Below are 21,348 nucleotides of genomic sequence, written 5' to 3' on the forward strand. Positions count from 1 at the left end.
TGGCATTAATACCTTCTTAAACCGTACTGCTCTTCTGGCATACAACTTGATTCTCTCTTAATAAACAACAAAAACTTGAAATTAACTGAGCTTAATAGGGATATTTGCAACGATTCAAACTAGTTTTTGCAAAATGCGTTTCAATTTGCAAGTGAGGAAACTATGTCAGATCTGGATAAAATAGATAATTTTGCGTCTGCCATGATAAAAGCGGCAACCATTGATGATTTACTATGGTCAATTGCAAAAACCATAGGTGAAACTTTAGCGTTTGATGATTGTGTTATTTACTTAAAAGAGGGGAATACACTTCAACAAAAGGCTGCTTTTGGCGTGAAAAATCCCGAATGCCGCCAGCTCTTAAATGAAATTGAGATAAATTTAGGTGAGGGAATTGTAGGCTACGTTGCACAAACAGGTATCGCTGAGATAATTCCAAATACGCAAAATGACAAACGTTACATTTGGGATGAGTTCTCTGGGCAATCAGAGCTAACGGTTCCTGTGCTATATGAAGGGGAAACTATCGCTATTATCGATACTGAGTCGGCTACGTTAGATTACTATACAGAAGAAGATATGCGGTTATTGCAGGTTATCGCGAAAATTGCGTCACCGCGTATTGTTTCTGCAATTACCTTTTCTCAATTGCATCAAGCGAAAAAGCAATTGAAAGAATCGAACATGCAACTTGAATTTACGATTAGTCAATTAAAGCAAAATCAAGAAACTCTTGTTCACTCAGAAAAAATGGCATCAGTAGGTTTGCTCGCTGCAGGTATTGCTCATGAAATTAATAACCCTTTAGGATTTTCCTTAAGTAATATGTCAGTAATGGCGGATTATGTGCGAGAAATCAAAAGCGTAAATAATCGCTTAATGTCATGCAAAGTCATGGAAGAAAATAGTAAAAGTCATATTAGTTCTAACGAATATCAAGTGATGCTGGAGGATATGAGGTGTATTGTTCTAGAAACGACTGATGGACTAATACGCATTAAAAATATTGTTGCAGATTTGTGTGGTTATGTTCGCACTGAAGAAAAACAACATGACTATTTTGATGTCAATGAAGCGGTTCGAGCTAGCGCTAATTTACTGCGTGGAGAAATAAAGGGTCACTGCCAATTAGATTTACAGTTGGAAGCTATGCCTTTGCTTTACGGTGTTAGTGGCAAAATTATTCAGGTAATCATGAACGTGTTGCACAACGCAATTCAGGCAAGTCCAGATGAAAGTGTTGTTAAAATTAAAAGTTACAGTAATAACTCTGAAGTAGTTATAGAGATTAGCGATAGTGGTAGTGGAATAGCTGCTGAGAATTTAAAAGATATATTTACCCCATTTTATACCACGAAGTCAGTTGGGCAGGGCACAGGATTAGGGCTTTTTATTTGTTATAAAATCATTAAAGAGGAATATAACGGTGACATTCGGGTTGTTTCGTCAAACGAAAATGGCACAACATTTAGCATTACTATACCTTTGCCACATAGTGAGCAAGCAACACTAAAAGTTGGTTGAATATTCTTGAGCTATAAAAATAAAATGAGCTATTTTAGTTCAGTCTCTACGATGATAACTTCACTATTACCAGTGTTTCTCACGTTATGAGTTGTAGCAGGTAAAAACAATGTTTGTCCGTCGTTAGCTTGAAGCTTTACACTTTTCTTTGTGGTGTCGTGAGGAATTAAGGTTAATGAACCACCTTTAACAAAATACACTACTCGATGAGCAAAGGCATGAGTATGCATTCCTGATTCGGTGCCTGCAGGGTACGTTAAGCGTACAACTTGCACTTGCTCATTTTCTAATACGATTTCTCTTTTAGGCTTAATTTCTGTTGCTAAAGTATTTTGAGCTAGCATTAAAGCAACAATAAATGTAAGCAATATTAATGTTATTTTTCTCATACCTGTGCCTTATTTTGTAGCATTTTTGGTAAGTTTAATTGCTACAAAGATGTAGCTATTTGATTATGATTGCTTAAATTCTTTTTTGCATACTTTAAAAGTAAAATTCCACAACAAACAATAAAAGCGGTTAAATAAAGAGCGGCGTTATAATTACCAAAATATTCGATCAAAGCAACACAATATAGTGGCGCTAATACTTGTCCAACACCGTAAGCAGCGGTAATAACTCCCATGGCGAAAACGGGGTTTTTACCTGCTAGCTGACCACCAAAATTCATAAATAAAGCGACTAAACCAATAAAAGTACCGCCGTATAAAATGCCACTGAGTAAATTTAAATATATATTGGCTGAAAATATTGGAATGATAATAGCGATAACTTGTAGTGCCATCGCTATTATCATAATATCAATACTGTTAAATTTATGTGCTAAGCGCATCCAAATAACACAAGATGGAATCCCCGCGATACCAACAGCCAACCATGCATAGCCTCCATAACCTGATAAACCTGGCAAAGAATTTACAATGTCGGGCAAAAAGGTAGCTTGTACAACCATACCTACGCCTTCAGTAAAGTAGGCAATGGCTAAAACAATGATTAGTGGATTAAACAAAGAGCGACCCAATTTGTGTTGGAGAGGCTGTTCATTAGGGCGTTTATCAAAGGCTAAAATATACCAACAATAGCAAGACAGTAAGGCACCAACAGTAGCAAGAACAAGCCAAGCGATTTGCCAATTTCCTGAGTGTTGAAATACTAATCGCATCAATAAATCTGACACTAATATAGAAAAACCTAGGCCACTAAAATGTATACCCATGGCTTTAGTTTTATTGGTGTTTTTTAACTTTGACATAACAATAGCAGAGCCAACAACCAATGCCATGGCAGCACCAAAACCAGCTAAGAATCGCGCAATAAACCATAGGGTATTATTTTCAACGACGCCGAGGATTATTGAGGTGACAACACATAAAATTAGGCCTAATCGAAAGAATTTTACTTTGGCATGAATATTCTTAATAAAAATAGAAAATATAGAACCAGATAAGTAACCGAGGTAATTAACAGATGCTAATAAGCCAGCAAAAGAAATATTGAGATAATCACTAAGCATAGCTGGCAATAGAGACGTAAAGGCGAATCGAGCCACGCCTACCCCAACAATTAATGCACAAATTCCAGCAAGCAAAATTGCGGCATTGTTGTTTCTATCGAGTAGCATTGTCATCCTTGTTGATTAGAAATGTTAATCCTGCGCTACTTTACGAGCCATGCAAAGTGATAGCAAATCATTAACGGTTATATATGATATCTAGCAATCGATATAAATGAGTTATTTATGATACGAGCGCTGGAAAATTTAAATAGGCGGTAAAATTTAAAGTTATTTCGCATTTTTTCTTGAAAATATTTTCACTATCCCCACATGTTAACTATCGAGTGAGTAATCGCATTTATAACTCACAATAACCAAATATTTTATGTTCGTTAAAGTAGGAAGTTTTTCAGATGTCTGAGACACAAAAAGAAGTTCATGGTTTTCAAACCGAAGTAAAGCAACTATTACAGTTGATGATCCACTCACTATATTCAAATAAAGAAATTTTCTTGCGTGAGTTGGTTTCTAACGCGGCTGATGCGTCAGACAAATTACGTTTTAAAGCATTATCAAATGCTGAGCTTTTTGAAGGTGACGGTGAATTACGTGTACGTGTGAGCGCAGATAAAGAAGCGAACACAGTAACTATTTCTGATAACGGTATTGGTATGACACATGACCAAATCGTTGAGCACTTAGGAACGATTGCCAAATCAGGTACTGCGGAGTTTTTCTCACAGCTTTCTGGCGATCAAGCGGCTGATTCACAATTAATTGGTCAATTCGGTGTTGGTTTCTACTCAGCATTTATTGTTGCAGATAAAGTAACTGTTCGTTCACGCGCTGCTGGTGTTGCTGCTACAGAAGGTGTTGAATGGACATCAGAAGGTGAGGGTGAATTTACTACCGCTAAAATTGAGAAAACAGGTCGCGGTACCGACATCATCCTACATTTAAAAGAAGATGAAACTGAATTTGCTGATGACTGGCGCTTAAAGTCAATTGTGACTAAGTACTCTGATCACATTTCTGTATCTGTTGAAATGTTAACACCTGAAGTACCAGCGGTTGAAGCGGTTGCAGAAGTTAAAGATGACGAAGGCAATGTAACGACTCCAGCAGTTGAAGCACGCGATGCTGTTCCAGCACAATGGGATGCAGTAAACAAAGCGACTGCACTTTGGACGCGAGAAAAAGCAGACGTTTCAGAAGAAGAATATAAAGAATTCTACAAGCATGTATCTCATGACTTTGCTGATCCTATGCTTTGGGAACATAATAAAGTTGAAGGTAAAACAGAATATACCTCGCTACTTTACATCCCATCTAAAGCACCATTTGATATGTACAACCGCGAAAAACAGCATGGCCTTAAATTATACGTGCAACGTGTATTTATTATGGATGACGCTGAGCAGTTTATGCCGACGTACTTACGTTTCGTTAAAGGTTTACTTGATTCGAATGACTTACCATTAAATGTTTCACGCGAGATTTTACAAGATAGCAAAATTACACAAGCAATCCGTAAAGGTTGTACTAAGCGTGTATTAAAAATGCTTGAGAAGTTAAGTAAGAAAGATGCTGAGCAATATCAGGTGTTCTGGAATGAATTTGGTCAAGTATTGAAAGAAGGCCCAGCTGAAGATGCGGCAAACAAAGATGCCGTTGCTAAGCTATTACGCTTTGCTTCTACAAACGAAGATAATAGTATTCAAAATACTTCTTTAGCCCAATACATTGAGCGCATGAAAGAAGGTCAAGACAAAATTTACTACGTTGTTGCAGACAGCTTCGAAGCAGCTAAAAATAGCCCGCATTTAGAAGTATTCCGTAAGAAAGGCATCGAAGTATTGTTAATGTCTGATCGCATTGATGAGTGGTTAGTAAGTCATTTAACTGAGTTTGATGGTAAGCAATTACAATCAGTGACTCGTGGTGGTTTAGATCTTGGTGATATGGATGATGCAGAAACGAAGGAAGCACAAGAAAAACTTGAGCAAGAATTCGATTCAGTAGTTACTCGTATTAAAGCTGCCCTTGAAGGCAAAGCAAAAGACGTCAAAATTTCACAACGTTTAACTGATTCTCCAGCATGTATTGTTGCCGACGAGCATGACATGAGCAGCCAAATGATGAAGTTAATGCAGTCTGTTGGTCAAGAAGTACCTGACTCATTACCAATTTTTGAGATCAATGCTGAGCATGACTTGATTAAGCATGTTGCTGACGAACAAGATGATGAACAGTTTAAACAATGGTCAGAAGTATTGTTCGAACAAGCCATGCTAGCTGAGCGCGGTAGCTTGAAAGATCCAGCAACTTTTGTTGCTCGATTAAACAAACTAATGATGAGCTTAACGAAATAGTGACTTAGGTCATATTGTCGTTAGACTTTAGTCAAAAAAAGGGGCTTTTTAGCCTCTTTTTTGTTTTTTTGCACAGCTAGCTACTTGTTTGAAACCCTTTGAATATGTATAGTGTCAGCTTTTACGCAAAACCAATTCATTAATTAAATAGGGTTATACTAAATGCGCATTATTTTATTAGGTGCACCGGGCGCTGGTAAGGGTACTCAGGCACAATTTTTAATGGCTAAATTTGGCATTCCACAAATATCTACTGGTGACATGCTACGTGCTGCAATTAAAGCAGGAACTGAACTTGGTAAAAAAGCCAAAGAAGTAATGGACGCAGGTCAACTCGTTTCTGATGAATTAATTATTGGTTTAGTTAAAGAGCGTATTGCCCAAGACGACTGTAAAGCAGGTTTTTTACTTGATGGTTTTCCACGTACTATTCCGCAAGCGGATGCTATGAAAGAGAATGGTGTTTCAGTTGACCATGTTATTGAATTTGATGTTCCAGATGAAGTGATTGTTGAACGCATGGGTGGACGTCGTGTTCATGCTGGTTCTGGTCGTGTTTATCATATTGTTTACAACCCGCCTAAGGTTGAGGGTAAAGATGATGAAACTGGTGAAGAATTATCAATTCGTCCAGACGATGAAGAAGCGACAGTACGTAAGCGTTTAGGTATTTATCACGAACAAACTAAACCATTGGTTGAATATTACCAAGCAGAAGCCGGTAATGGTGCTTGTGCATACCTAACCATTGATGGTACACAGCCTGTTGAGCAAGTTAGCTCATTACTTAACGAAAAATTAGCATAAGTTAATTCGTTATCACAGTTGTGAATTAAAGCTCGCTTTTGCGAGCTTTTTTTATGTTCAGGAAGAACGGTATTCTGTGATCACATGGTCACTCATAGCCGTTCTTGGCTGCGCGACATTAATACTTCCATGTATGTTGATGTGAAAGAGTAGTTATGTTTGGGCCTTTCTCTGAGATATGATTTTTCTTGTTTTTAACATGCCATGCTAGATTCTTGCAGAATGTTAGGGTTAACATTACACAAGCAATAAGCTGTGGTGACTCATCTGCACTTTCTTTTTACCTAAATGCCTCTGTCAATAATTACCATGAGTAGGTATTATTTCTAAGTACAAGAAAAATAATAATTTTAAAATGTAGTTATAAGGAAAACATCATGGCAACTTTGTCACTTACGGGGTTTTATGCGAGCTTACTTGCGTTGTTGTACATTGGTTTGGCAATTAATGTTATTCGCTTGCGGAAAAAATTTAAGGTTGGCATTAATGACGGTGGCAATAAAGATTTGGCAAAAGCGGTCCGGGTGCACGGCAACTTTGCGGAATATGTCCCCGTAGCATTACTATTATTAGCCTGTTATGAACTAAATGGCGCCTCGGTAATTGTTTTGCATGCATTAGGTGCGATGTTAGTTGCTGGGCGTGCGTTGCATGTTATTGGCTTAAGTAAAACGATTGGTATTTCTATGCAAAGACAAGTCGGTATGCTTTCAACATTTTTTGTGATCTTAGCATTAGCGATAGAAAATATTCGGTTGTTTTTGCTTGGATAAACTTGTTGATAATAGTAATCAAAAACGCAAATATAGTGATGTATTTGCGTTTTTTAATAATTAAATTAATAGGTTACCGTACTTTTATCATTGCAATATGAGGTATGTTATCTTCTAGATACATGTTGCTAACACGCTCAAATCCATGTTTATTATAATATTTTTCTAAATGTTCTTGTGCTGATATTTTTAGTGAATCAGTTGGAAATGCTTTTTTGCATTCAGCTAAAGCCACTGTCATTAATTCATGCCCTAAACCGGTACCTCGCGCTTCTGGCGCAATTACAACCCGACCAATGCTAATATGTTCTTGGTAAGTTAAACCTGTTGGTAAAATTCTAAGGTATGCTGTCATAACCTCATTTTGATAACAAAATAAATGTAAGGTGTCGGCATGACGGTCGTGATCATCTAAATCGGGGTAATAGCAAGTTTGTTCAACAACAAAAACATCAATACGCAATTTTAGGAAATCATAAAGTTCTGTGGTGTTAAGTGAAGAAAAGCTTTTGCAATACCAAGTAACTTCGCTAGTTTGAGAATTATTAGCCATAATTATCCACATGAAAAAATAGTTACGGCTATTTTTTCATGCTTATATGGTTTTGTATAGTAACCTAGAAATTAGGCGAGTTTTTTTAAATAGCCGTTGTATTGCTTACGACTTAAATATTCAACAATATCCTGCTTATATTGGCAGATATTAAGTTCAGGATACTCAAGATAAAGTACGTTTTTTAATGCGTTTTGGTCGAGAAAAAGCAAATAAGCTAATGGTAAATATTTAGGGTTGAAGTTATTTTGATAAACGGTTGCCCTAACTTCTGAAGCAGAATAATGCTCTTTGCAACCGTAGCGTTTTTCTAGTGCTGGCAATAGTTTTTTGCCGTACTTTTTAATCGAGTAATATTTAAACATGTGCTAATCCTTAGCGTTGTTTAGATCCTAAGAGAAGGCGCACATTATAATACTGCGGACTTTCGTTCGTCAACTTGAATTTGCTCAATCCCTTGTTTTTATTGGGCTGTAAAGAAAAGTCATACAGTTTTATAAGCGAATGTCTTACATGTATTATTACCTATGGCTACTTGTTTAAAACCGTTTTTGGATCTGTGTACAGAAACTCATCATTAAAGTGTCATGTTAAATTTGCTTAAATAGAATTGTCTAAATCACTGCTAGCAAGTTGTGTATTACTGTTGCTAGCAGTGCCTCAATAAAATGTAGGTTATTGCTTCATATGTCTATTTTGTAGTACTGCCATAACTTCGTTGAGTTCGATATTTTGGTCTTGTAGTAGTACCAATGTATGGTAAAACAAGTCGGCACATTCCCCTAGTAAGTCTTCTTTGGTTTCAGCAACAGCTGCTAGCGCCACTTCAACACCTTCTTCTCCTACTTTTTGCGCTATTTTAGTCGTGCCACGAGAAAAAAGGTGTGCGGTGTAGCTGTCTTCCGGAGCATCATTTTTCCTGCTGGCAATAACTTGTTCAAGCTGACTTAAAAAGTTTTGCTGCGTTAGTTTTTGTTCTGGGAAGCATGACTCTGTGCCAAGGTGGCAAGTAGGCCCAACCGGTCGACAGGCAATAAGCAAACTGTCTTGGTCACAATCTGAAATCACTTGGCTGACTTTCAAATAATTGCCGCTGGTTTCCCCTTTACACCAAAGTGCTTGTTTAGAGCGGCTATAAAAAGTGGCTAAACTAGAGGTTAATGTTTGTTGCAAGGCTTCGGCATTCATATAACCTTGCATTAGTACTGCGCCGGTATCTTGGTGCTGAATAATTGCTGGGATCATGCCGTCCATTTTATCCCATGCCAATTGGCTAATATTACTTTGTGTTACTAGCATAATCGTATCTCAACTTTTTCATTTTTTAGGGATTGCTTTAATTCATTCATGGCGATGATACCTTTGTGGAAAACACTTGCTGCTAGTGCGCCATCAACATCGGCTTGTTTAAAAACGTCAACAAAGTGTGATATCTCACCGGCACCACCGGATGCGATAAGCGGTACATTGCATTGTGCGCGAACTTGGCTAAGTTGCTCAATATCGTATCCTTTTCGAACACCATCTTGATTCATACAGTTAAGTACTATTTCACCAGCACCTAATTTTTGTACTTCTTGTATCCAATCTAATGTGCGCCATTTAGTTTTCTGTGTGCGGGTTTCATCACCGGTAAATTGATAAACTTGGTATTCGCCTTTACCGTTGTTGGCGTCTTGATTAAAGAAACTGTCGATACCAACCACGATACATTGTTGTCCAAACACATCAGCTAGTCGTGAAATTAGTTCAGGGTCACGCAACGCTGGGGAGTTGATTGATATTTTGTCAGCGCCCATCATTAGAATTTGTTTAACATCTTCTTCTGACTTTATACCGCCTGCAACGCAAAAGGGAATATCGATAACTTGGGCAATACGACTTACCCAGCTTTTATCAACTACACGGTCGTCTGAACTTGCGGTAATATCATAAAAAACCAGTTCATCAGCACCTGCTTCTGCGTACTTTTGCGCAAGTGGTACTATGTCGCCAATAATTTCGTGGTTACGAAACTGGACGCCTTTAACAACTTTTCCATCTCGAACGTCAAGGCAGGGGATTATGCGTTTGGCCAGCATGCGATTGCCTCCTCAAGTGTAAACTTTCCTTCTAACAATGAACGACCTAATATTACGCCATCGACGCCAGTTGGAATTAATGCTTTGATATCTTCTAAGGAACCTATACCGCCAGAAGCTTGCCATTTTATTTGTGGATATTGCTGACAAAGTTCTTGATACATACCTACGTTGCTGCCCGTTAACGTACCGTCTTTGCTGATGTCAGTACAAAGTACATGAATTAAGCCTGCGGCAATGTAATCATCTAATAATGACTCTAAATTTACGCCGCTGTCTTTTATCCAGCCGTGTGTTGGTAATGTTTTATTGCCGACAGCATCAATTTTGACATCAAGTGCTAGCACAATACATTCACCACCAAACTCTGTTAGCCATGTGCGTACTAAATCTGGTTCTTTAATGGCAAGTGAACCGATAACGACGCGGTTAGCTCCTAAATCGAGTAATTGTTGAACATCTTCTTTACAACGCACACCTCCGCCAACTTGAATAATCATGCTGTCATGATTAACCAAGGTTTTTAGTAATGCTAATTGGCGTTTGTTACTGTCTTTTGCGCCATCTAAATCTACAAAGTGCATCACGGTTGCACCTGAGTTAGCGTACGAGTTTTGGCGTTCTTTGGCGGTGGTTTGATAATTGGTTTTTTGTTGATAGTCGCCTTGAAATAAACGAACAACTTCGCCGTTGATTAAATCGATTGCAGGGATCATCATGGCTTACATCTCCAAGAAATTTTTAATTATTTTGCTACCTAGATTGCTGGAGCGCTCAGGGTGGAATTGACAACCAATAAAATTGTCTTTGGCAATGGCCGCGGAAAATTCACTACCGTATTGGCATCGTGCCACGGTATATTCTGAAATCGGCGCTGCAAAGCTATGCACAAAGTAGAAATAATCATCGGCACTGATGTCATTAAACACAGGGTGATTCTCAACTTGCGTTAAGGTGTTCCAACCCATGTGCGGCATGCGTAAGGTTTGTGCATCAAGTGGGCTAATGTCGGTAGGGATCAACCCCAAACATTCAATGACTTCAGTGCCTGAATTATTATTGTCAATTGCATCTCTTTTTTTGGGGACGCCTTCTACCGAAGAATTTGCCATCAATTGCATGCCTAAACAAAACCCTAATACCGGCTGGGTTAGTTGTTGCAGTGTTTCAACTAAGCCTTTTTCTTTAATATTCTCCATGGCATGACGGGCAGTACCTACGCCAGGTAAAATAACTTTCTTAGCATTTTTTATAACATCAATATCATCAGAAATCACAATGGTAAAGCCAAGACGTTCAACGGCAAACTTTACTGACGACAGATTGGCACAGCCTGTATCAACAATAACAAACTGGTTTTTTTGTTTTATTGTCACGCTATAAGCATCCTTTTGTACTGGGTAGTTCGTCACCTAATACGGCAATGGCTTGGCGTAATGCTCTGCCAAATACTTTGAACAAGCTTTCTACTTGATGGTGACAATTTCCTTCGGTGGTTGAAAGGTGCAAGGTAATTGCCATGGCGTCGGCTAGCGAGCGGAAAAAGTGCGAGACCATTTGAGTCGACATTTGACCAACGTTATTGTCAGTAAACGTGGCGTCAAACTCTAACCAAGGGCGACCGGATAAATCGATAGCACATTCTGCTCGGCATTCATCCATTGGTAGTACAAAACCAAAACGACCAATGCCGCGTTTGTCACCTAATGCTTGTTTTAACGCTTGGCCTAATGCTAATGCGGTGTCTTCAACACTGTGGTGTTCATCAATGTGGTAATCTCCGTCAACGTTAACTTGCATGCTAAAGCCGCCGTGGGCAGCAATTTGTTCTAGCATGTGGTCAAAAAAGCCTAGACCAGTTTTGATGTTGATATCGCCAACTTTATCTAAGTTTATTGCGACATTTATGTCAGTTTCTTTGGTCGTTCTTGTGACATTGGCAACGCGAGGCTTTGTCAGTAATTGTTCGGCGATATCATTCCAGTTTAGAGATTGACGATTATATTTTATGCCCTTAATGCCCATGTTAGCAGCAAGCTGAATATCGGTTTCTCTGTCACCAATAACAAAAGAATTAGCAAAATTGACTTTACCTTGTTGCAGGTAGTCGCTAACTAGCCCTAATTTGGGCTTACGACAGCTACAGTTGTCTTCATCGAAATGTGGGCAAAGTAGCACTTCATCAAAACTAATGCCTTGTGATGAAAACATTGCCATCATTTTATCGTGCGGTAAGTCAAAATCAGCTTGTGGGTAGCTTATCGTGCCTAAGCCGTCTTGATTAGATACCATTACCAAGCGAAAGCCTTTCTTTTGTAAGGCGATTAACACCGGAATAACGTTAGGCTCGAATACTAATTTTTCTAGTGTATCGACTTGTTTATCGGTTACGGGCTCTTCGATTAGCGTGCCGTCTCGGTCGATAAATAAAATATTTTGTTGATTCATACTAATTCTCTTTTATCTGCTGTTATTGCGTTGATAATGATTTGCTTTAATTGTGACAATTCGCTCTCGCTGCCAATACTTATTCGTAAGCAATTGGCTAAGCTTAATTGTTTAGATTGGTCGCGAATTAAAATACCTTGTTCAGCAAGCGTATTAAAAATAAAGTCTTTCGTGGTTTCGTTTGTACAGCGAAATAGAACAAAGTTAGCATCGCTTGCAAATACTTGTTCGCACCAATGCTGTTCTTTTAGCCATAGTGCAAGCTGGTTACGTAAAGTATTAATTGCTGCTACACGACTGCGCATTTGTGCTAAACCAGTTGCAACTAAAGCGGTACTGGCAATTTCGGCCACGGGTGCTGAAATAGGGTAAGGGGCAATAACCTTGCTGAGCATAGTAATAACGTCTTCGTTGGCTAAGGTAAAACCACAACGTAAACCTGCTAAAGCAAAGGCTTTTGATAGTGTTCTTAATACCACTAAATGTGGGTAGCTTTTTAACCAATTAACAACTGATTGCTCTGGGCTGAATTCGATATATGCCTCATCAACCACCACTATGGCAGAGTCGGCAAATAACTCGAGTGTCGTCTGAATTTCTTCTGGTGATAGTAAATTGCCCGTCGGGTTTCCGGGTGAGCACAAAAACACTATTTTAACGTTTCCAACCTGTGTTTTTAAACTGTCTAAATCGAGTGCTAGCTCTTCGGTTAGAGGCACTTTTAAGGTGTCTACGCCATGATTTTCTGCACTTATGGCATACATGCCGTACGTTGGTGGGCAAATGAGTACCTTGTCTTGGTATGCAGTACAAAAAGTTCTGATCAGTAATTCAATGCCTTCATCTGCGCCACGTGTTGCTAAAATGTTTTCGGCATCAATATTGTCAGCGCTTAAGCCACAATATTGACGATATGCACTGATCAGGTTTTCCGGTTGAAAATCAGGGTAGCGATTAATATTGTCGCTATTTATTTCATAGTTACCATTGCCAGGCGCTTCATTAGCGTTTAACCAAATTTTGTTGGTCATATCACCATTACTTGAATGTAAACGACGTGCCGACTGATATGGTACCATGTCGATTAATTCTTCACGGGCAAGTTTATTTGCAATAGTCATTATGGCGCTCCTGTTGCATTAGTCGTTTGTTTCTCACTAACAGTTTGCTCATCTAAGCGAATAGTTACCGCACGTTTGTGTCCGTCTAAACCTTCAGCGTCGGTCAGTTCACAAATGCATTCAGCTAAGTTAGTTAAGCCTTGGCGAGTAATTTCTTGTACGGTAAAGCGCCTTGAAAAATCTGCAAGAGACAAGCTACTGATCACTTTTGAATAACCGTACGTAGGTAATACGTGGTTGGTGCCACTGGCATAATCACCAGCAGATTCTGGCGTATAAGCACCAACAAAAATAGAGCCTGCATTACGTAACTGCGGTAATAACGCTTGCGTATTGTCGGTTTGAATAATTAAATGCTCAGGGCCGTATTCATTTGAAACCTCTACCGCTTGCGCTAAATCTTTAGTCAAAATTAAGCGACTTTGTTTTAGTGCTTGTTTGGCAATGTCGGCTCGTGAAAGCTTGGCTAGTTGAGTGGTTAATGCTAATTGCACTTTATTAATCAGGGTTTCACTATTAGAGAGCAATATTACTTGGCTATCAGGTCCGTGCTCAGCTTGTGAAAGCAAATCAGCGGCAACATAACCGGCGTTGGCATTTTCGTCTGCAATGACAAGCACTTCCGAAGGGCCGGCGGGCATATCAATAGCAAAGCCATTAACTTGCTGTGAAAGTTGTTTTTTTGCTTCCGTTACATATTTATTTCCGGGGCCAAATATTTTATTAACTGCTTTAATGGTTTTTGTACCAAACGCTAAAGCCGCACATGCTTGAGCGCCGCCAACACTATAGATTTCATTTATTTGGCAAAGTGATGCAGCTACTAAAATTTCGTCAGCCAATTGACCACTTTTGTCAGGAGGACAGACTAATACAACGCGCGGACATTTTGCCAATTGTGCAGGAATTCCTAACATTAACACTGTCGAAGGAAGTGGGGCGCTGCCAGCCGGAATGTATAAACCAACACTAGCAATAGCTTCTGTTTTTAATGTACAAACCACACCAGGGGTAGTTTCAATACGAATATCGTCAGTAATTTGTGCTTGGTGAAAACGTTTGATGTTTGCATAAGCACTTTCAATGGCGCTAAGTCGTTTGCTAGTTAATCGTGCTTTTGCTGCGTTAATTTGCTCTTGACTCACTTGTAAAGTGCTAAGTTTTACGCCATCGAATTTTTGAGTTAAATCAATGAGTGCAGCATCGCCATTCTTTTTTACGTTGGTAAGTATATTTTCTACTTGTTGAGACAATAAGTTGCTTTGCGCAATTGCCGGACGAGATAGAGCGAGTGTACGCTGTGCATCTGTTAATTGTTGCCAAGTGATTATTTCGTTTTTCATGTCATTCAACTTCTAATAATTTTCTTTAGTTGAGTTATTAATATCTATGTAAGCTATTTGTTGAGCATATTTACATTGAATGCTCTTTAGCCCATCATTTTCTCAATTGGCATTACTAAAATAGAGTTACACCCTAAAGCATTTAGCTGCTCCATGGTTTCCCAAAAGAAGGTTTCAGTAGCGACTACATGCACAGCAACTATATCTTCACGACCGGCCAACGGTAGAATGGTCGGCGTTTCTTTCCCCGGCATTAAAGCACTAACTTGGGCTATTTTATCCTTTGGCGCGTGTAGCATAATGTACTTGCTTTCCTTCGCTTTCATTACGCCTTGTATACGTGGTAGTAGAGTGTCGAGAATGCTCTGCTTTTCTGGCGCCAATGGTTCAGCAGTTTGAATAAGAGAAGCCTTCGAGCGAAATATTTCTTCAACTTCGACTAAGCCGTTGGCTTCTAGTGTTGCGCCAGTTGACACTAGGTCACATATCCCGTCAGATAAGCCAACTCTTGGCGCTACTTCAACAGATCCTTTAAGTAAACAAAATTCAACATTGATACCGTTTTCTTTTGCATAGCGATTTAATAATTGTGGGTAAGTGGTGGCAAACCTTAGGCCATTTAGGCTTTGCACGCCTTGATAATCGAAACCTTCAGGCATAGCAATTGACAACCGACAGCCGCCAAAATTTAATCCAGAGGTACGAATGTATCGTGATTTTTGACCCATTAACTCACGCTCTAAAGCCGTTTCTTCTAAGGTGTTGTCACCAACAATGCCGAGATCGCATACGCCATCCATCACAAGGCCTGGTATATCGCTACTACGCACCCGCATAATATCGATAGGCATATTGGTTACGTGAGCGAGTAAACGGCGATCAGAAACATTAAGTTTTAAGCCACAGCGCTTTAGTAAAGCTTGGGTGTCGTCGCTTAAGCGCCCTGACTTTTGCATTGCAATGCGTAAACGAGGTTCAGTTGTCATGTTATTTTCCTATTAAATTTTTAAAATCTTTGTTTATTAACTCGCGTTTAAATTTGTTAAAACTGTAGAAAAAAATCATCATGTATATACAATTCTAAGGCCATAAAAATGCGAAAACCCCCGAGAGAGGTGAACTCTTTCGGGGGTTTAAATATAAATTTTATCTATCTTACACCGCTGAAAGGTTCATAGCCCCTCAGCGAATAAACCTGAGCAGCTAATCCGTATGATGGTGATGAAGATGGATGGCGTTCAAGTTTAATATCATTTGTTCGTTACTCTATATTTCGTTAATTAGGTGTAAGTTACTATTCGCATTACTTAATGCGTAATCATAAATTAAAGTAGTTACTTTAATTTATGATTTTACATTACGTTGATTTTCTACTCAGAGCAAGTGTTTAATTTTAAGTCGATATGATAATTTGAACTAAGCTAGTATGCTTTTAATCTAAGTAAGGGTATGGACGCGTGATTAAAGAAACTTGAGGTATAGCCGATAAGTAGATAGCAATTATCGCTTAATTTTATATTTTGCTAATGCTCGAGTTCAATAAATGCTGTTTGATTTTTAAAGATAAAGGAGGCACGAATGGATATTTTTACTACCGTATTAACACGCGTTGTGCCTGTGCCAATTAAGCGTGCGAACCTAAAAGTTAAAGCACTTGCAAAAGAAGCCGCAGCATCAGGTGTTTCTGATGATGTTCAGGGATTAGAAGATCACGAGTTGTATTATAAAAAATCACCAAAAGGAAAGGCTGAACAGCAGCAAGATGAGCTGCACATGGAAGAAGTTGTAACCCCTAGTCCTGTTCCCTCAGATAATACTGGCCAAAACATAGATTTATTCGATGATAGTGAAAACGATAGTAGTACAGAAAATAAAGACGACAAAAATAATAAACCTAAACTCGATATTTTTGTTTAATTTGTCATAAAATATAGGCTCGCTTCTTAAAGTGGCTTGGGTATAATGAGCGCAAATATTTCTAATATCCTTTCTTAATGTCTTAATGAGTGCCGTAGAACACGCGTTTTCAAATCAAGGGGCTTTAGCTAAAGCTATTAACGGCTTTTCTCCCCGCCAAGCCCAACTAGATATGGCACTAGAGGTCGCCAAGGCTATTGAATTTAAAAGTTCATTAGTAGTAGAAGCCGGTACTGGAACAGGGAAAACCTTTGCTTATTTAATTCCTGCTTTATTAGCGAATAAAGCCGATGCGGAGAATGATCAAGGGCAGAAAAAAATCATTGTTTCAACTGGAACAAAAAACCTGCAAGAGCAACTATTCCATAAAGATTTACCCTTAATTCGTAAAGCCTTAGCCAGTAACGCCCAAGTAGCGCTATTAAAAGGGCGAGCCAATTACCTTTGTATTTATCGGTTAGAGCAATACCAACAATCACGGGGTCAGCTTGATGCTCAGACCCTGGCTGATTTTGTTAAAGTACGCAGCTGGGCAACGAGTACCCATAGTGGTGATATTGGCGAAGTTGTTAATGTCATGGAAGGCTCACCGGTATTTCCATTTGTGACCAGTACTGTAGATAATTGTTTGGCAAAAGACTGCCCAAATATTGAAGACTGTTATCTTATTAAAGCGAGAGAAAAAGCCATCGATGCCGATTTAGTCGTTGTTAATCATCATTTGTTTTTTGCTGATATGGCGTTAAAAGATACGGGCTTTGGTGAGTTAATACCAAAAGCCGATGTGATGATATTTGATGAAGCACACCAAATTGCGGATATCGCAAGCGAATATTTTGGCGAAGCATTCTCGACACGACAATTACTCGATTTATGCAGCGATGTTATACAGGTTTATCGCAGTGAACTTACCGACGTAAAGCAATTGTGCAAAGCCGCTGAAAAATTATTAAAAACTAGTCAAGAATTTCGGCTATTGTTTAATTATGATCCCGAGCGCGGTAATTGGCGTGAGAAACATCAGCAACAACGCTTTGCCAATGCTTTTGCTTTATTGAAAACAGATTTAGACTTTTTATATCAGGTGATTAAATTGTGCGTTTCACGCAATGAAGCAATCGATAATTGCTTTGATCGTGCAGTTAATTTGCTTAGCCAGTATGAAATAATGGCTGATGTCGACGCTATGGGCATGAGCTTTTGGTATGAAACAACACCTCGTCATGTGGTTTTGCACAAAACGCCGTTATCAATCGCAGATAAATTTGGCAGTTATGTTAAAGAATCTGGGGCAGGTTGGATTTTTACATCTGCAACATTAGCTGTTGATGGTGCATTTAAGCACTTTTCTCGTCATTTGGGTGTTGACGATGCCGCCAGTTTGCTACTTGATAGTCCATTTGATTATGCTAAACAGTCGCAATTAGTGATCCCTCGATATTTGCCTGCTGCTAATGACAGAAATAGAGCAAAGGCCTTGAGTGATTTAGCTCAGCCGTTAATTAAAGCCAGTAATGGTGCTTGTTTCATGTTGTTCACTAGTTATCGGGTAATGCATCAGGTTGCTGAGTTGTTAGCTGATGCGATTGATAATCCGCTGTTAGTGCAAGGCCAAATGGGTAAACGAAAGTTATTAGCTGAGTTTGTTGAGCAAGAGCAAGCAGTGTTACTTGCGACGGCGAGTTTCTGGGAAGGAGTAGATGTACGAGGTGATAAACTTACTTGTGTGATTATCGATAAACTTCCATTTGCTTCACCTGACGACCCTTTACTACAAGCACGTAGTGAAGATGTTAGGCGCCAAGGTAAAGACCCTTTTGCGCACATTCAACTACCGCAAGCCGTGATAGCATTAAAACAAGGTGTTGGGCGTTTAATACGTGATGTTAGTGATAACGGTGTTTTGGTGATTTGTGATGATCGATTAGTAAATCGTCCTTATGGTGAAGTCTTTTTAAAAAGCTTACCTGAAATGAAACGTAGCCGTGATGTAGCTCAGGCAGCAACATTTTTAGCGCAGTTAGCGACTGATTGGACGTATTAACATTTGAGTAATTAATTCTTTTAAATAGCAAAGATTGTCATACTGGCGAAGATTTAGTGATAAACTCTCGCTCAGCAAAATTATGACAATATAATAAGGTTTTTTTGACGTGAATTTTTTGGCTATCGACGCCTCTACTGAAGCTTGTTCAGTGGCAATAACATTTAACAGCAAAACGTTTAGTGAATACGAGTTATGTCCGCAATCTCATAGTTTACGTTTATTACCTATGGTTGACAGCGTATTAAAGCAAGCTGAGTGCAAATTAGCAGAACTTGATGGCATTATCTTTGGTCAGGGGCCTGGCAGTTTTACTGGTGTACGTATCGGTATTGGCGTAACACAAGGCTTAGCTTTTTCAGCGGAGCTTGCCGCACGTGGTGTTTCAACATTACAAGCAATGGCTCAACAAGCATATAATGATAAAGGTGAAACACGTGTTATTGCCGCTATAGATGCGCGTATGTCAGAAGTTTATACTTGTTATTTTGAAGTTGACCAACAGGGCATTATGCAACCGAAAACGGAAGAAGCGGTATTAAAACCAGAACTTGTCGCAACGTATTACCAACATTTATCTATACCCGCATACGGTGTTGGCACAGGTTGGGATGCTTACGCTGAACTCGAAGCATTAAAATCAAACTCGGGTTCACCTGAGATACTATTTCCAACAGCATTAGCTATGTTGGCAATAGGGCAAGTTGATTTCCTTGCTAACAGTGTTGGCGCTGAACATGCGCAACCTAAATATGTCAGAGACACTGTATCTTGGAAGAAACTGCCTGGGCGAGAATAGCTTTTTTGTTGAACTCTATGAATTGGGGTTAAATAAATCTATTTTCAGTTTAAGGAAAATTTGTTAGATTAACTGTTATGCAAGTGAATAATTCTTCAAATATTACAAACGGTGCAAATTTAGCTGTTCGCACAACTAACTCAGTACAAACTCAAGAGCAGCGTACTAGAGCGGTTGCGCGTGAAGAAAATCAAGCGCAAAGATCTCAAGCTGATACAAATGCGCAGCAGCGTTTTGATGTTGATGAACAAGCTATTGCGTTGATTGAACAAGAACAATTACAGCCTTTCAATAATCGTGAACAACAATCTCAAAATAATAACGTCAACAATAGTGGTTATGATGCACCATCGAGTCAAAATCAAACTGCGGTGGCAGCGTATCAATCCGTTGATTCAATAGCACAACGTGACAATATCCAACAAGTATTTGGCGTTGACTTGTTTGCCTGATTCTTTAAATAAATCTTCAGCATTAAAAACAAAAAAATTGAGTTTTAGTGAAAAATATCAATTTTGGTTGTTATTTCTTTTTGCCATTATCATTATACAAATTCCAGTAATTTCTATTCCATTTAAATGGCTTGAAAGTTACTTTCATGAAATTAGTCACGGGTTAGCCGCGATATTTACTGGCGGCTCAATTGTTCAAATTCAATTATTTCCAAATGGAGCTGGTTTGTGCACAACACGTGGTGGTTGGTCATTTTTGATTAGCTTAATGGGTTATGGTGGAGCGATAATTTGGGGTTGTTTATTGTTTTCTATGGCATCTATTAATCGCAATATTGCCCGCACTTTTTCTGTACTATTACTTTGTTTGCTAGCGGGCAGTATCTTGCTATGGGTGAGAGATTTGTTATCCCTTTTTATTGTTTTAGTCTTGCTAATATTGGTTGTTGCCCAACTAAGGTATTCTCGACATAAAGTCGTGCAGCAAATGCTAAAAATAGCTGGCCTGTTAGTGTTGATAAATAGTTTAATGAGTCCATTATATTTACTTGACGGCCAGGCGAGAGGGGATGGTGCTGCATTGGCTAACATCACTTTGATACCGGAAATTATTTGGGTTGGTATTTGGTTTGTTTCAGCATTATTTATGACCTATAGACTTAGTAAAATTAAATTTTCCGGCTAACTCATTATGAATATTGATGACGAAGGGAAATATCTTGCTAACTAGTGAAATAAAAGAAATAGAGTTTAATTTAGGAACGCAGAAAATTGCCGCATTAACTAATGCCAATGTAGACGCCCCCATATTACTGTGTTTGCATGGCTGGTTAGACAATGCAGCTAGTTTTCAACCGTTATTGCCCTATTTAACAAAATTTAATGTTATCGCTATTGATTGGCCAGGGCATGGTTTTTCAAGCCATCGTAGTGTTGACGCACATTATCATTTTCTTGATTGGGTTTCTGATTTACTGAGTTTATTTCATTCACAGCAATGGCAAAAGATTGATATTGTTGCGCACTCTATGGGCGGTATGGTGGCATCGGCATTTGCTGCTGCATTTCCTGAGCATGTTAAATCTCTTAGCTTAATAGATTCAATCGGTTTTCTTTCTCTACCAGCAGAAAAAACGACAAGCCAGTTACGCCAAGGCTTACTCAGTCGGTTAGCGCGTGGTAATGACAAAAAGCGCTATCACAGTACACTTGCTTCTGCCGTGACAGCTCGAACATTGGTGTCTGATTTACAATCGAAAGATGCTGAATTAATTGTAAAACGTGGTATTAAAGAAACAACGAAAGGCTTTCAATGGCGTTCAGATAGTCGCTTACGTGCGACTTCTCCATATCGATTAACCTTAAAACAAGCTAAGCAACTAGTTGGTGATATTAGTGCGCCAACGCAATTACTATACGGTAATAAAGGTATGGAAATGGTGGTATTGGGCCTTGAGGCATTTACGCCTTTATTTCAGTCGTTAGAAACTCATGAGCTAAATGGTGGACATCATGTGCATATGGAGCAACCAGAACTAGCTGCAAAATTAATTAGTCAGTTTATTAAGTCATCATAGCAGCAAAAGATAAAACAATTTTTAAAGCAGGTAATCTATACT

General features: G+C 38.9%; 22 protein-coding genes. 10 read left to right on the forward strand and 12 right to left on the reverse strand.

The window, feature by feature from the left end:
• The first annotated feature begins 162 nt into the window (after positions 1–162).
• Complete coding sequence (locus AC27E9_RS09615) at positions 163–1,524, forward strand: sensor histidine kinase (protein WP_487129584.1); 1,362 nt, start codon at positions 163–165, stop codon at positions 1,522–1,524.
• A gap of 29 nt (positions 1,525–1,553) precedes the next feature.
• On the opposite strand, the gene AC27E9_RS09620 is transcribed toward AC27E9_RS09615, so the two are convergent.
• Together AC27E9_RS09620 and AC27E9_RS09625 are read right to left on the reverse strand one after the other, a co-directional pair.
• Positions 1,554–1,913 carry a cupin domain-containing protein gene (locus tag AC27E9_RS09620; RefSeq protein WP_487129586.1) on the reverse strand — a complete coding sequence of 120 codons (360 nt, stop codon included), beginning with the start codon at positions 1,911–1,913 and terminating at the stop codon, positions 1,554–1,556.
• Positions 1,914–1,954: 41 nt separating this feature from the next.
• Positions 1,955–3,145 (reverse strand): YbfB/YjiJ family MFS transporter, encoded by a 1,191-nt coding sequence (locus tag AC27E9_RS09625; RefSeq protein WP_487129588.1) that lies wholly within the window; start codon positions 3,143–3,145, stop codon positions 1,955–1,957.
• A 287-nt stretch (positions 3,146–3,432) separates the two neighbouring features.
• Between AC27E9_RS09625 and htpG the strand changes: the two genes are divergently transcribed.
• The 3 genes from htpG to AC27E9_RS09640 all read left to right on the forward strand — a co-directional run bounded on the left by htpG (position 3,433) and on the right by AC27E9_RS09640 (position 6,971).
• Positions 3,433–5,391, forward strand: coding sequence for a molecular chaperone HtpG (gene htpG / locus AC27E9_RS09630; protein ID WP_487129590.1), 1,959 nt, complete (start codon positions 3,433–3,435; stop codon positions 5,389–5,391).
• A 162-nt stretch (positions 5,392–5,553) separates the two neighbouring features.
• Complete coding sequence (adk, locus tag AC27E9_RS09635) at positions 5,554–6,198, forward strand: adenylate kinase (protein WP_487129592.1); 645 nt, start codon at positions 5,554–5,556, stop codon at positions 6,196–6,198.
• A gap of 377 nt (positions 6,199–6,575) precedes the next feature.
• Positions 6,576–6,971 (forward strand): MAPEG family protein, encoded by a 396-nt coding sequence (locus AC27E9_RS09640; protein ID WP_487129594.1) that lies wholly within the window; start codon positions 6,576–6,578, stop codon positions 6,969–6,971.
• A gap of 73 nt (positions 6,972–7,044) precedes the next feature.
• On the opposite strand, the gene AC27E9_RS09645 is transcribed toward AC27E9_RS09640, so the two are convergent.
• The 10 genes from AC27E9_RS09645 to hisG all read right to left on the reverse strand — a co-directional run bounded on the left by AC27E9_RS09645 (position 7,045) and on the right by hisG (position 15,503).
• Entirely contained in the window at positions 7,045–7,524 is a 480-nt protein-coding gene (locus AC27E9_RS09645; RefSeq protein WP_487129596.1) for a GNAT family N-acetyltransferase, read from the reverse strand.
• Between the two features lie 71 nt (positions 7,525–7,595).
• Entirely contained in the window at positions 7,596–7,889 is a 294-nt protein-coding gene (locus tag AC27E9_RS09650; protein ID WP_487129598.1) for a DUF6559 family protein, read from the reverse strand.
• 310 nt (positions 7,890–8,199) lie between these two features.
• The gene (hisIE, locus tag AC27E9_RS09655; protein WP_487129599.1) at positions 8,200–8,823 is read right to left on the reverse strand and encodes a bifunctional phosphoribosyl-AMP cyclohydrolase/phosphoribosyl-ATP diphosphatase HisIE; all 624 of its coding nucleotides are present in this window, start codon (positions 8,821–8,823) and stop codon (positions 8,200–8,202) included.
• The gene (gene hisF / locus AC27E9_RS09660) at positions 8,817–9,605 is read right to left on the reverse strand and encodes an imidazole glycerol phosphate synthase subunit HisF (RefSeq protein WP_487129601.1); all 789 of its coding nucleotides are present in this window, start codon (positions 9,603–9,605) and stop codon (positions 8,817–8,819) included. Before hisF ends, hisIE begins: the two co-directional genes overlap by 7 nt.
• Complete coding sequence (hisA, locus tag AC27E9_RS09665; RefSeq protein ID WP_487129602.1) at positions 9,587–10,324, reverse strand: 1-(5-phosphoribosyl)-5-[(5-phosphoribosylamino)methylideneamino]imidazole-4-carboxamide isomerase; 738 nt, start codon at positions 10,322–10,324, stop codon at positions 9,587–9,589. Before hisA ends, hisF begins: the two co-directional genes overlap by 19 nt.
• A gap of 3 nt (positions 10,325–10,327) precedes the next feature.
• Positions 10,328–10,981 carry an imidazole glycerol phosphate synthase subunit HisH gene (hisH, locus tag AC27E9_RS09670; protein WP_487129604.1) on the reverse strand — a complete coding sequence of 218 codons (654 nt, stop codon included), beginning with the start codon at positions 10,979–10,981 and terminating at the stop codon, positions 10,328–10,330.
• Position 10,982: 1 nt separating this feature from the next.
• The gene (gene hisB / locus AC27E9_RS09675) at positions 10,983–12,053 is read right to left on the reverse strand and encodes a bifunctional histidinol-phosphatase/imidazoleglycerol-phosphate dehydratase HisB (RefSeq protein WP_487129606.1); all 1,071 of its coding nucleotides are present in this window, start codon (positions 12,051–12,053) and stop codon (positions 10,983–10,985) included.
• A complete protein-coding gene (gene hisC, locus AC27E9_RS09680) occupies positions 12,050–13,177 on the reverse strand; it encodes a histidinol-phosphate transaminase (protein WP_487130050.1) in 1,128 nt (375 codons plus the stop codon). Before hisC ends, hisB begins: the two co-directional genes overlap by 4 nt.
• Positions 13,174–14,517, reverse strand: a complete 1,344-nt coding sequence (hisD, locus tag AC27E9_RS09685; RefSeq protein ID WP_487129608.1) for a histidinol dehydrogenase — start codon at positions 14,515–14,517, stop codon at positions 13,174–13,176. The genes hisC and hisD overlap by 4 nt, the downstream gene beginning before the upstream one ends.
• 86 nt (positions 14,518–14,603) lie before the next feature.
• Positions 14,604–15,503, reverse strand: coding sequence for an ATP phosphoribosyltransferase (gene hisG / locus AC27E9_RS09690; RefSeq protein WP_487129610.1), 900 nt, complete (start codon positions 15,501–15,503; stop codon positions 14,604–14,606).
• Positions 15,504–16,095: 592 nt separating this feature from the next.
• On the opposite strand from hisG, the gene AC27E9_RS09695 reads away from it, so the two are divergent.
• From AC27E9_RS09695 to AC27E9_RS09720, 6 genes are all read left to right on the forward strand, one after another.
• Positions 16,096–16,434, forward strand: coding sequence for a hypothetical protein (locus AC27E9_RS09695; RefSeq protein ID WP_487129612.1), 339 nt, complete (start codon positions 16,096–16,098; stop codon positions 16,432–16,434).
• An 85-nt stretch (positions 16,435–16,519) separates the two neighbouring features.
• On the forward strand, positions 16,520–18,478 hold the full coding sequence (gene yoaA, locus AC27E9_RS09700; protein WP_487129614.1) for a DNA repair helicase YoaA: 1,959 nt from the start codon (positions 16,520–16,522) through the stop codon (positions 18,476–18,478).
• 109 nt (positions 18,479–18,587) lie between these two features.
• A complete protein-coding gene (gene tsaB, locus AC27E9_RS09705; RefSeq protein WP_487129616.1) occupies positions 18,588–19,277 on the forward strand; it encodes a tRNA (adenosine(37)-N6)-threonylcarbamoyltransferase complex dimerization subunit type 1 TsaB in 690 nt (229 codons plus the stop codon).
• Between the two features lie 77 nt (positions 19,278–19,354).
• On the forward strand, positions 19,355–19,729 hold the full coding sequence (locus AC27E9_RS09710) for a hypothetical protein (RefSeq protein WP_487129618.1): 375 nt from the start codon (positions 19,355–19,357) through the stop codon (positions 19,727–19,729).
• Positions 19,722–20,414, forward strand: coding sequence for a M50 family metallopeptidase (locus tag AC27E9_RS09715; RefSeq protein ID WP_487129620.1), 693 nt, complete (start codon positions 19,722–19,724; stop codon positions 20,412–20,414). Before AC27E9_RS09710 ends, AC27E9_RS09715 begins: the two co-directional genes overlap by 8 nt.
• A gap of 34 nt (positions 20,415–20,448) precedes the next feature.
• Complete coding sequence (locus AC27E9_RS09720) at positions 20,449–21,306, forward strand: alpha/beta fold hydrolase (RefSeq protein ID WP_487129622.1); 858 nt, start codon at positions 20,449–20,451, stop codon at positions 21,304–21,306.
• The last annotated feature ends 42 nt before the right edge of the window (positions 21,307–21,348 follow it).

Source organism: Colwellia meonggei (assembly GCF_057537295.1).

What these genes read in the sequence shown, in the direction of transcription:
- AC27E9_RS09615 (WP_487129584.1), top strand. Translation starts at nt 163, where the DNA reads ATGTCAGATCTGGATAAAATAGATAATTTTGCGTCTGCCATGATAAAA.
- AC27E9_RS09620 (WP_487129586.1), bottom strand. Translation starts at nt 1,913, where the DNA reads ATGAGAAAAATAACATTAATATTGCTTACATTTATTGTTGCTTTAATG.
- AC27E9_RS09625 (WP_487129588.1), bottom strand. Translation starts at nt 3,145, where the DNA reads ATGCTACTCGATAGAAACAACAATGCCGCAATTTTGCTTGCTGGAATT.
- htpG (WP_487129590.1), top strand. Translation starts at nt 3,433, where the DNA reads ATGTCTGAGACACAAAAAGAAGTTCATGGTTTTCAAACCGAAGTAAAG.
- adk (WP_487129592.1), top strand. Translation starts at nt 5,554, where the DNA reads ATGCGCATTATTTTATTAGGTGCACCGGGCGCTGGTAAGGGTACTCAG.
- AC27E9_RS09640 (WP_487129594.1), top strand. Translation starts at nt 6,576, where the DNA reads ATGGCAACTTTGTCACTTACGGGGTTTTATGCGAGCTTACTTGCGTTG.
- AC27E9_RS09645 (WP_487129596.1), bottom strand. Translation starts at nt 7,524, where the DNA reads ATGGCTAATAATTCTCAAACTAGCGAAGTTACTTGGTATTGCAAAAGC.
- AC27E9_RS09650 (WP_487129598.1), bottom strand. Translation starts at nt 7,889, where the DNA reads ATGTTTAAATATTACTCGATTAAAAAGTACGGCAAAAAACTATTGCCA.
- hisIE (WP_487129599.1), bottom strand. Translation starts at nt 8,823, where the DNA reads ATGCTAGTAACACAAAGTAATATTAGCCAATTGGCATGGGATAAAATG.
- hisF (WP_487129601.1), bottom strand. Translation starts at nt 9,605, where the DNA reads ATGCTGGCCAAACGCATAATCCCCTGCCTTGACGTTCGAGATGGAAAA.
- hisA (WP_487129602.1), bottom strand. Translation starts at nt 10,324, where the DNA reads ATGATGATCCCTGCAATCGATTTAATCAACGGCGAAGTTGTTCGTTTA.
- hisB (WP_487129606.1), bottom strand. Translation starts at nt 12,053, where the DNA reads ATGAATCAACAAAATATTTTATTTATCGACCGAGACGGCACGCTAATC.
- hisD (WP_487129608.1), bottom strand. Translation starts at nt 14,517, where the DNA reads ATGAAAAACGAAATAATCACTTGGCAACAATTAACAGATGCACAGCGT.
- hisG (WP_487129610.1), bottom strand. Translation starts at nt 15,503, where the DNA reads ATGACAACTGAACCTCGTTTACGCATTGCAATGCAAAAGTCAGGGCGC.
- AC27E9_RS09695 (WP_487129612.1), top strand. Translation starts at nt 16,096, where the DNA reads ATGGATATTTTTACTACCGTATTAACACGCGTTGTGCCTGTGCCAATT.
- yoaA (WP_487129614.1), top strand. Translation starts at nt 16,520, where the DNA reads ATGAGTGCCGTAGAACACGCGTTTTCAAATCAAGGGGCTTTAGCTAAA.
- AC27E9_RS09710 (WP_487129618.1), top strand. Translation starts at nt 19,355, where the DNA reads ATGCAAGTGAATAATTCTTCAAATATTACAAACGGTGCAAATTTAGCT.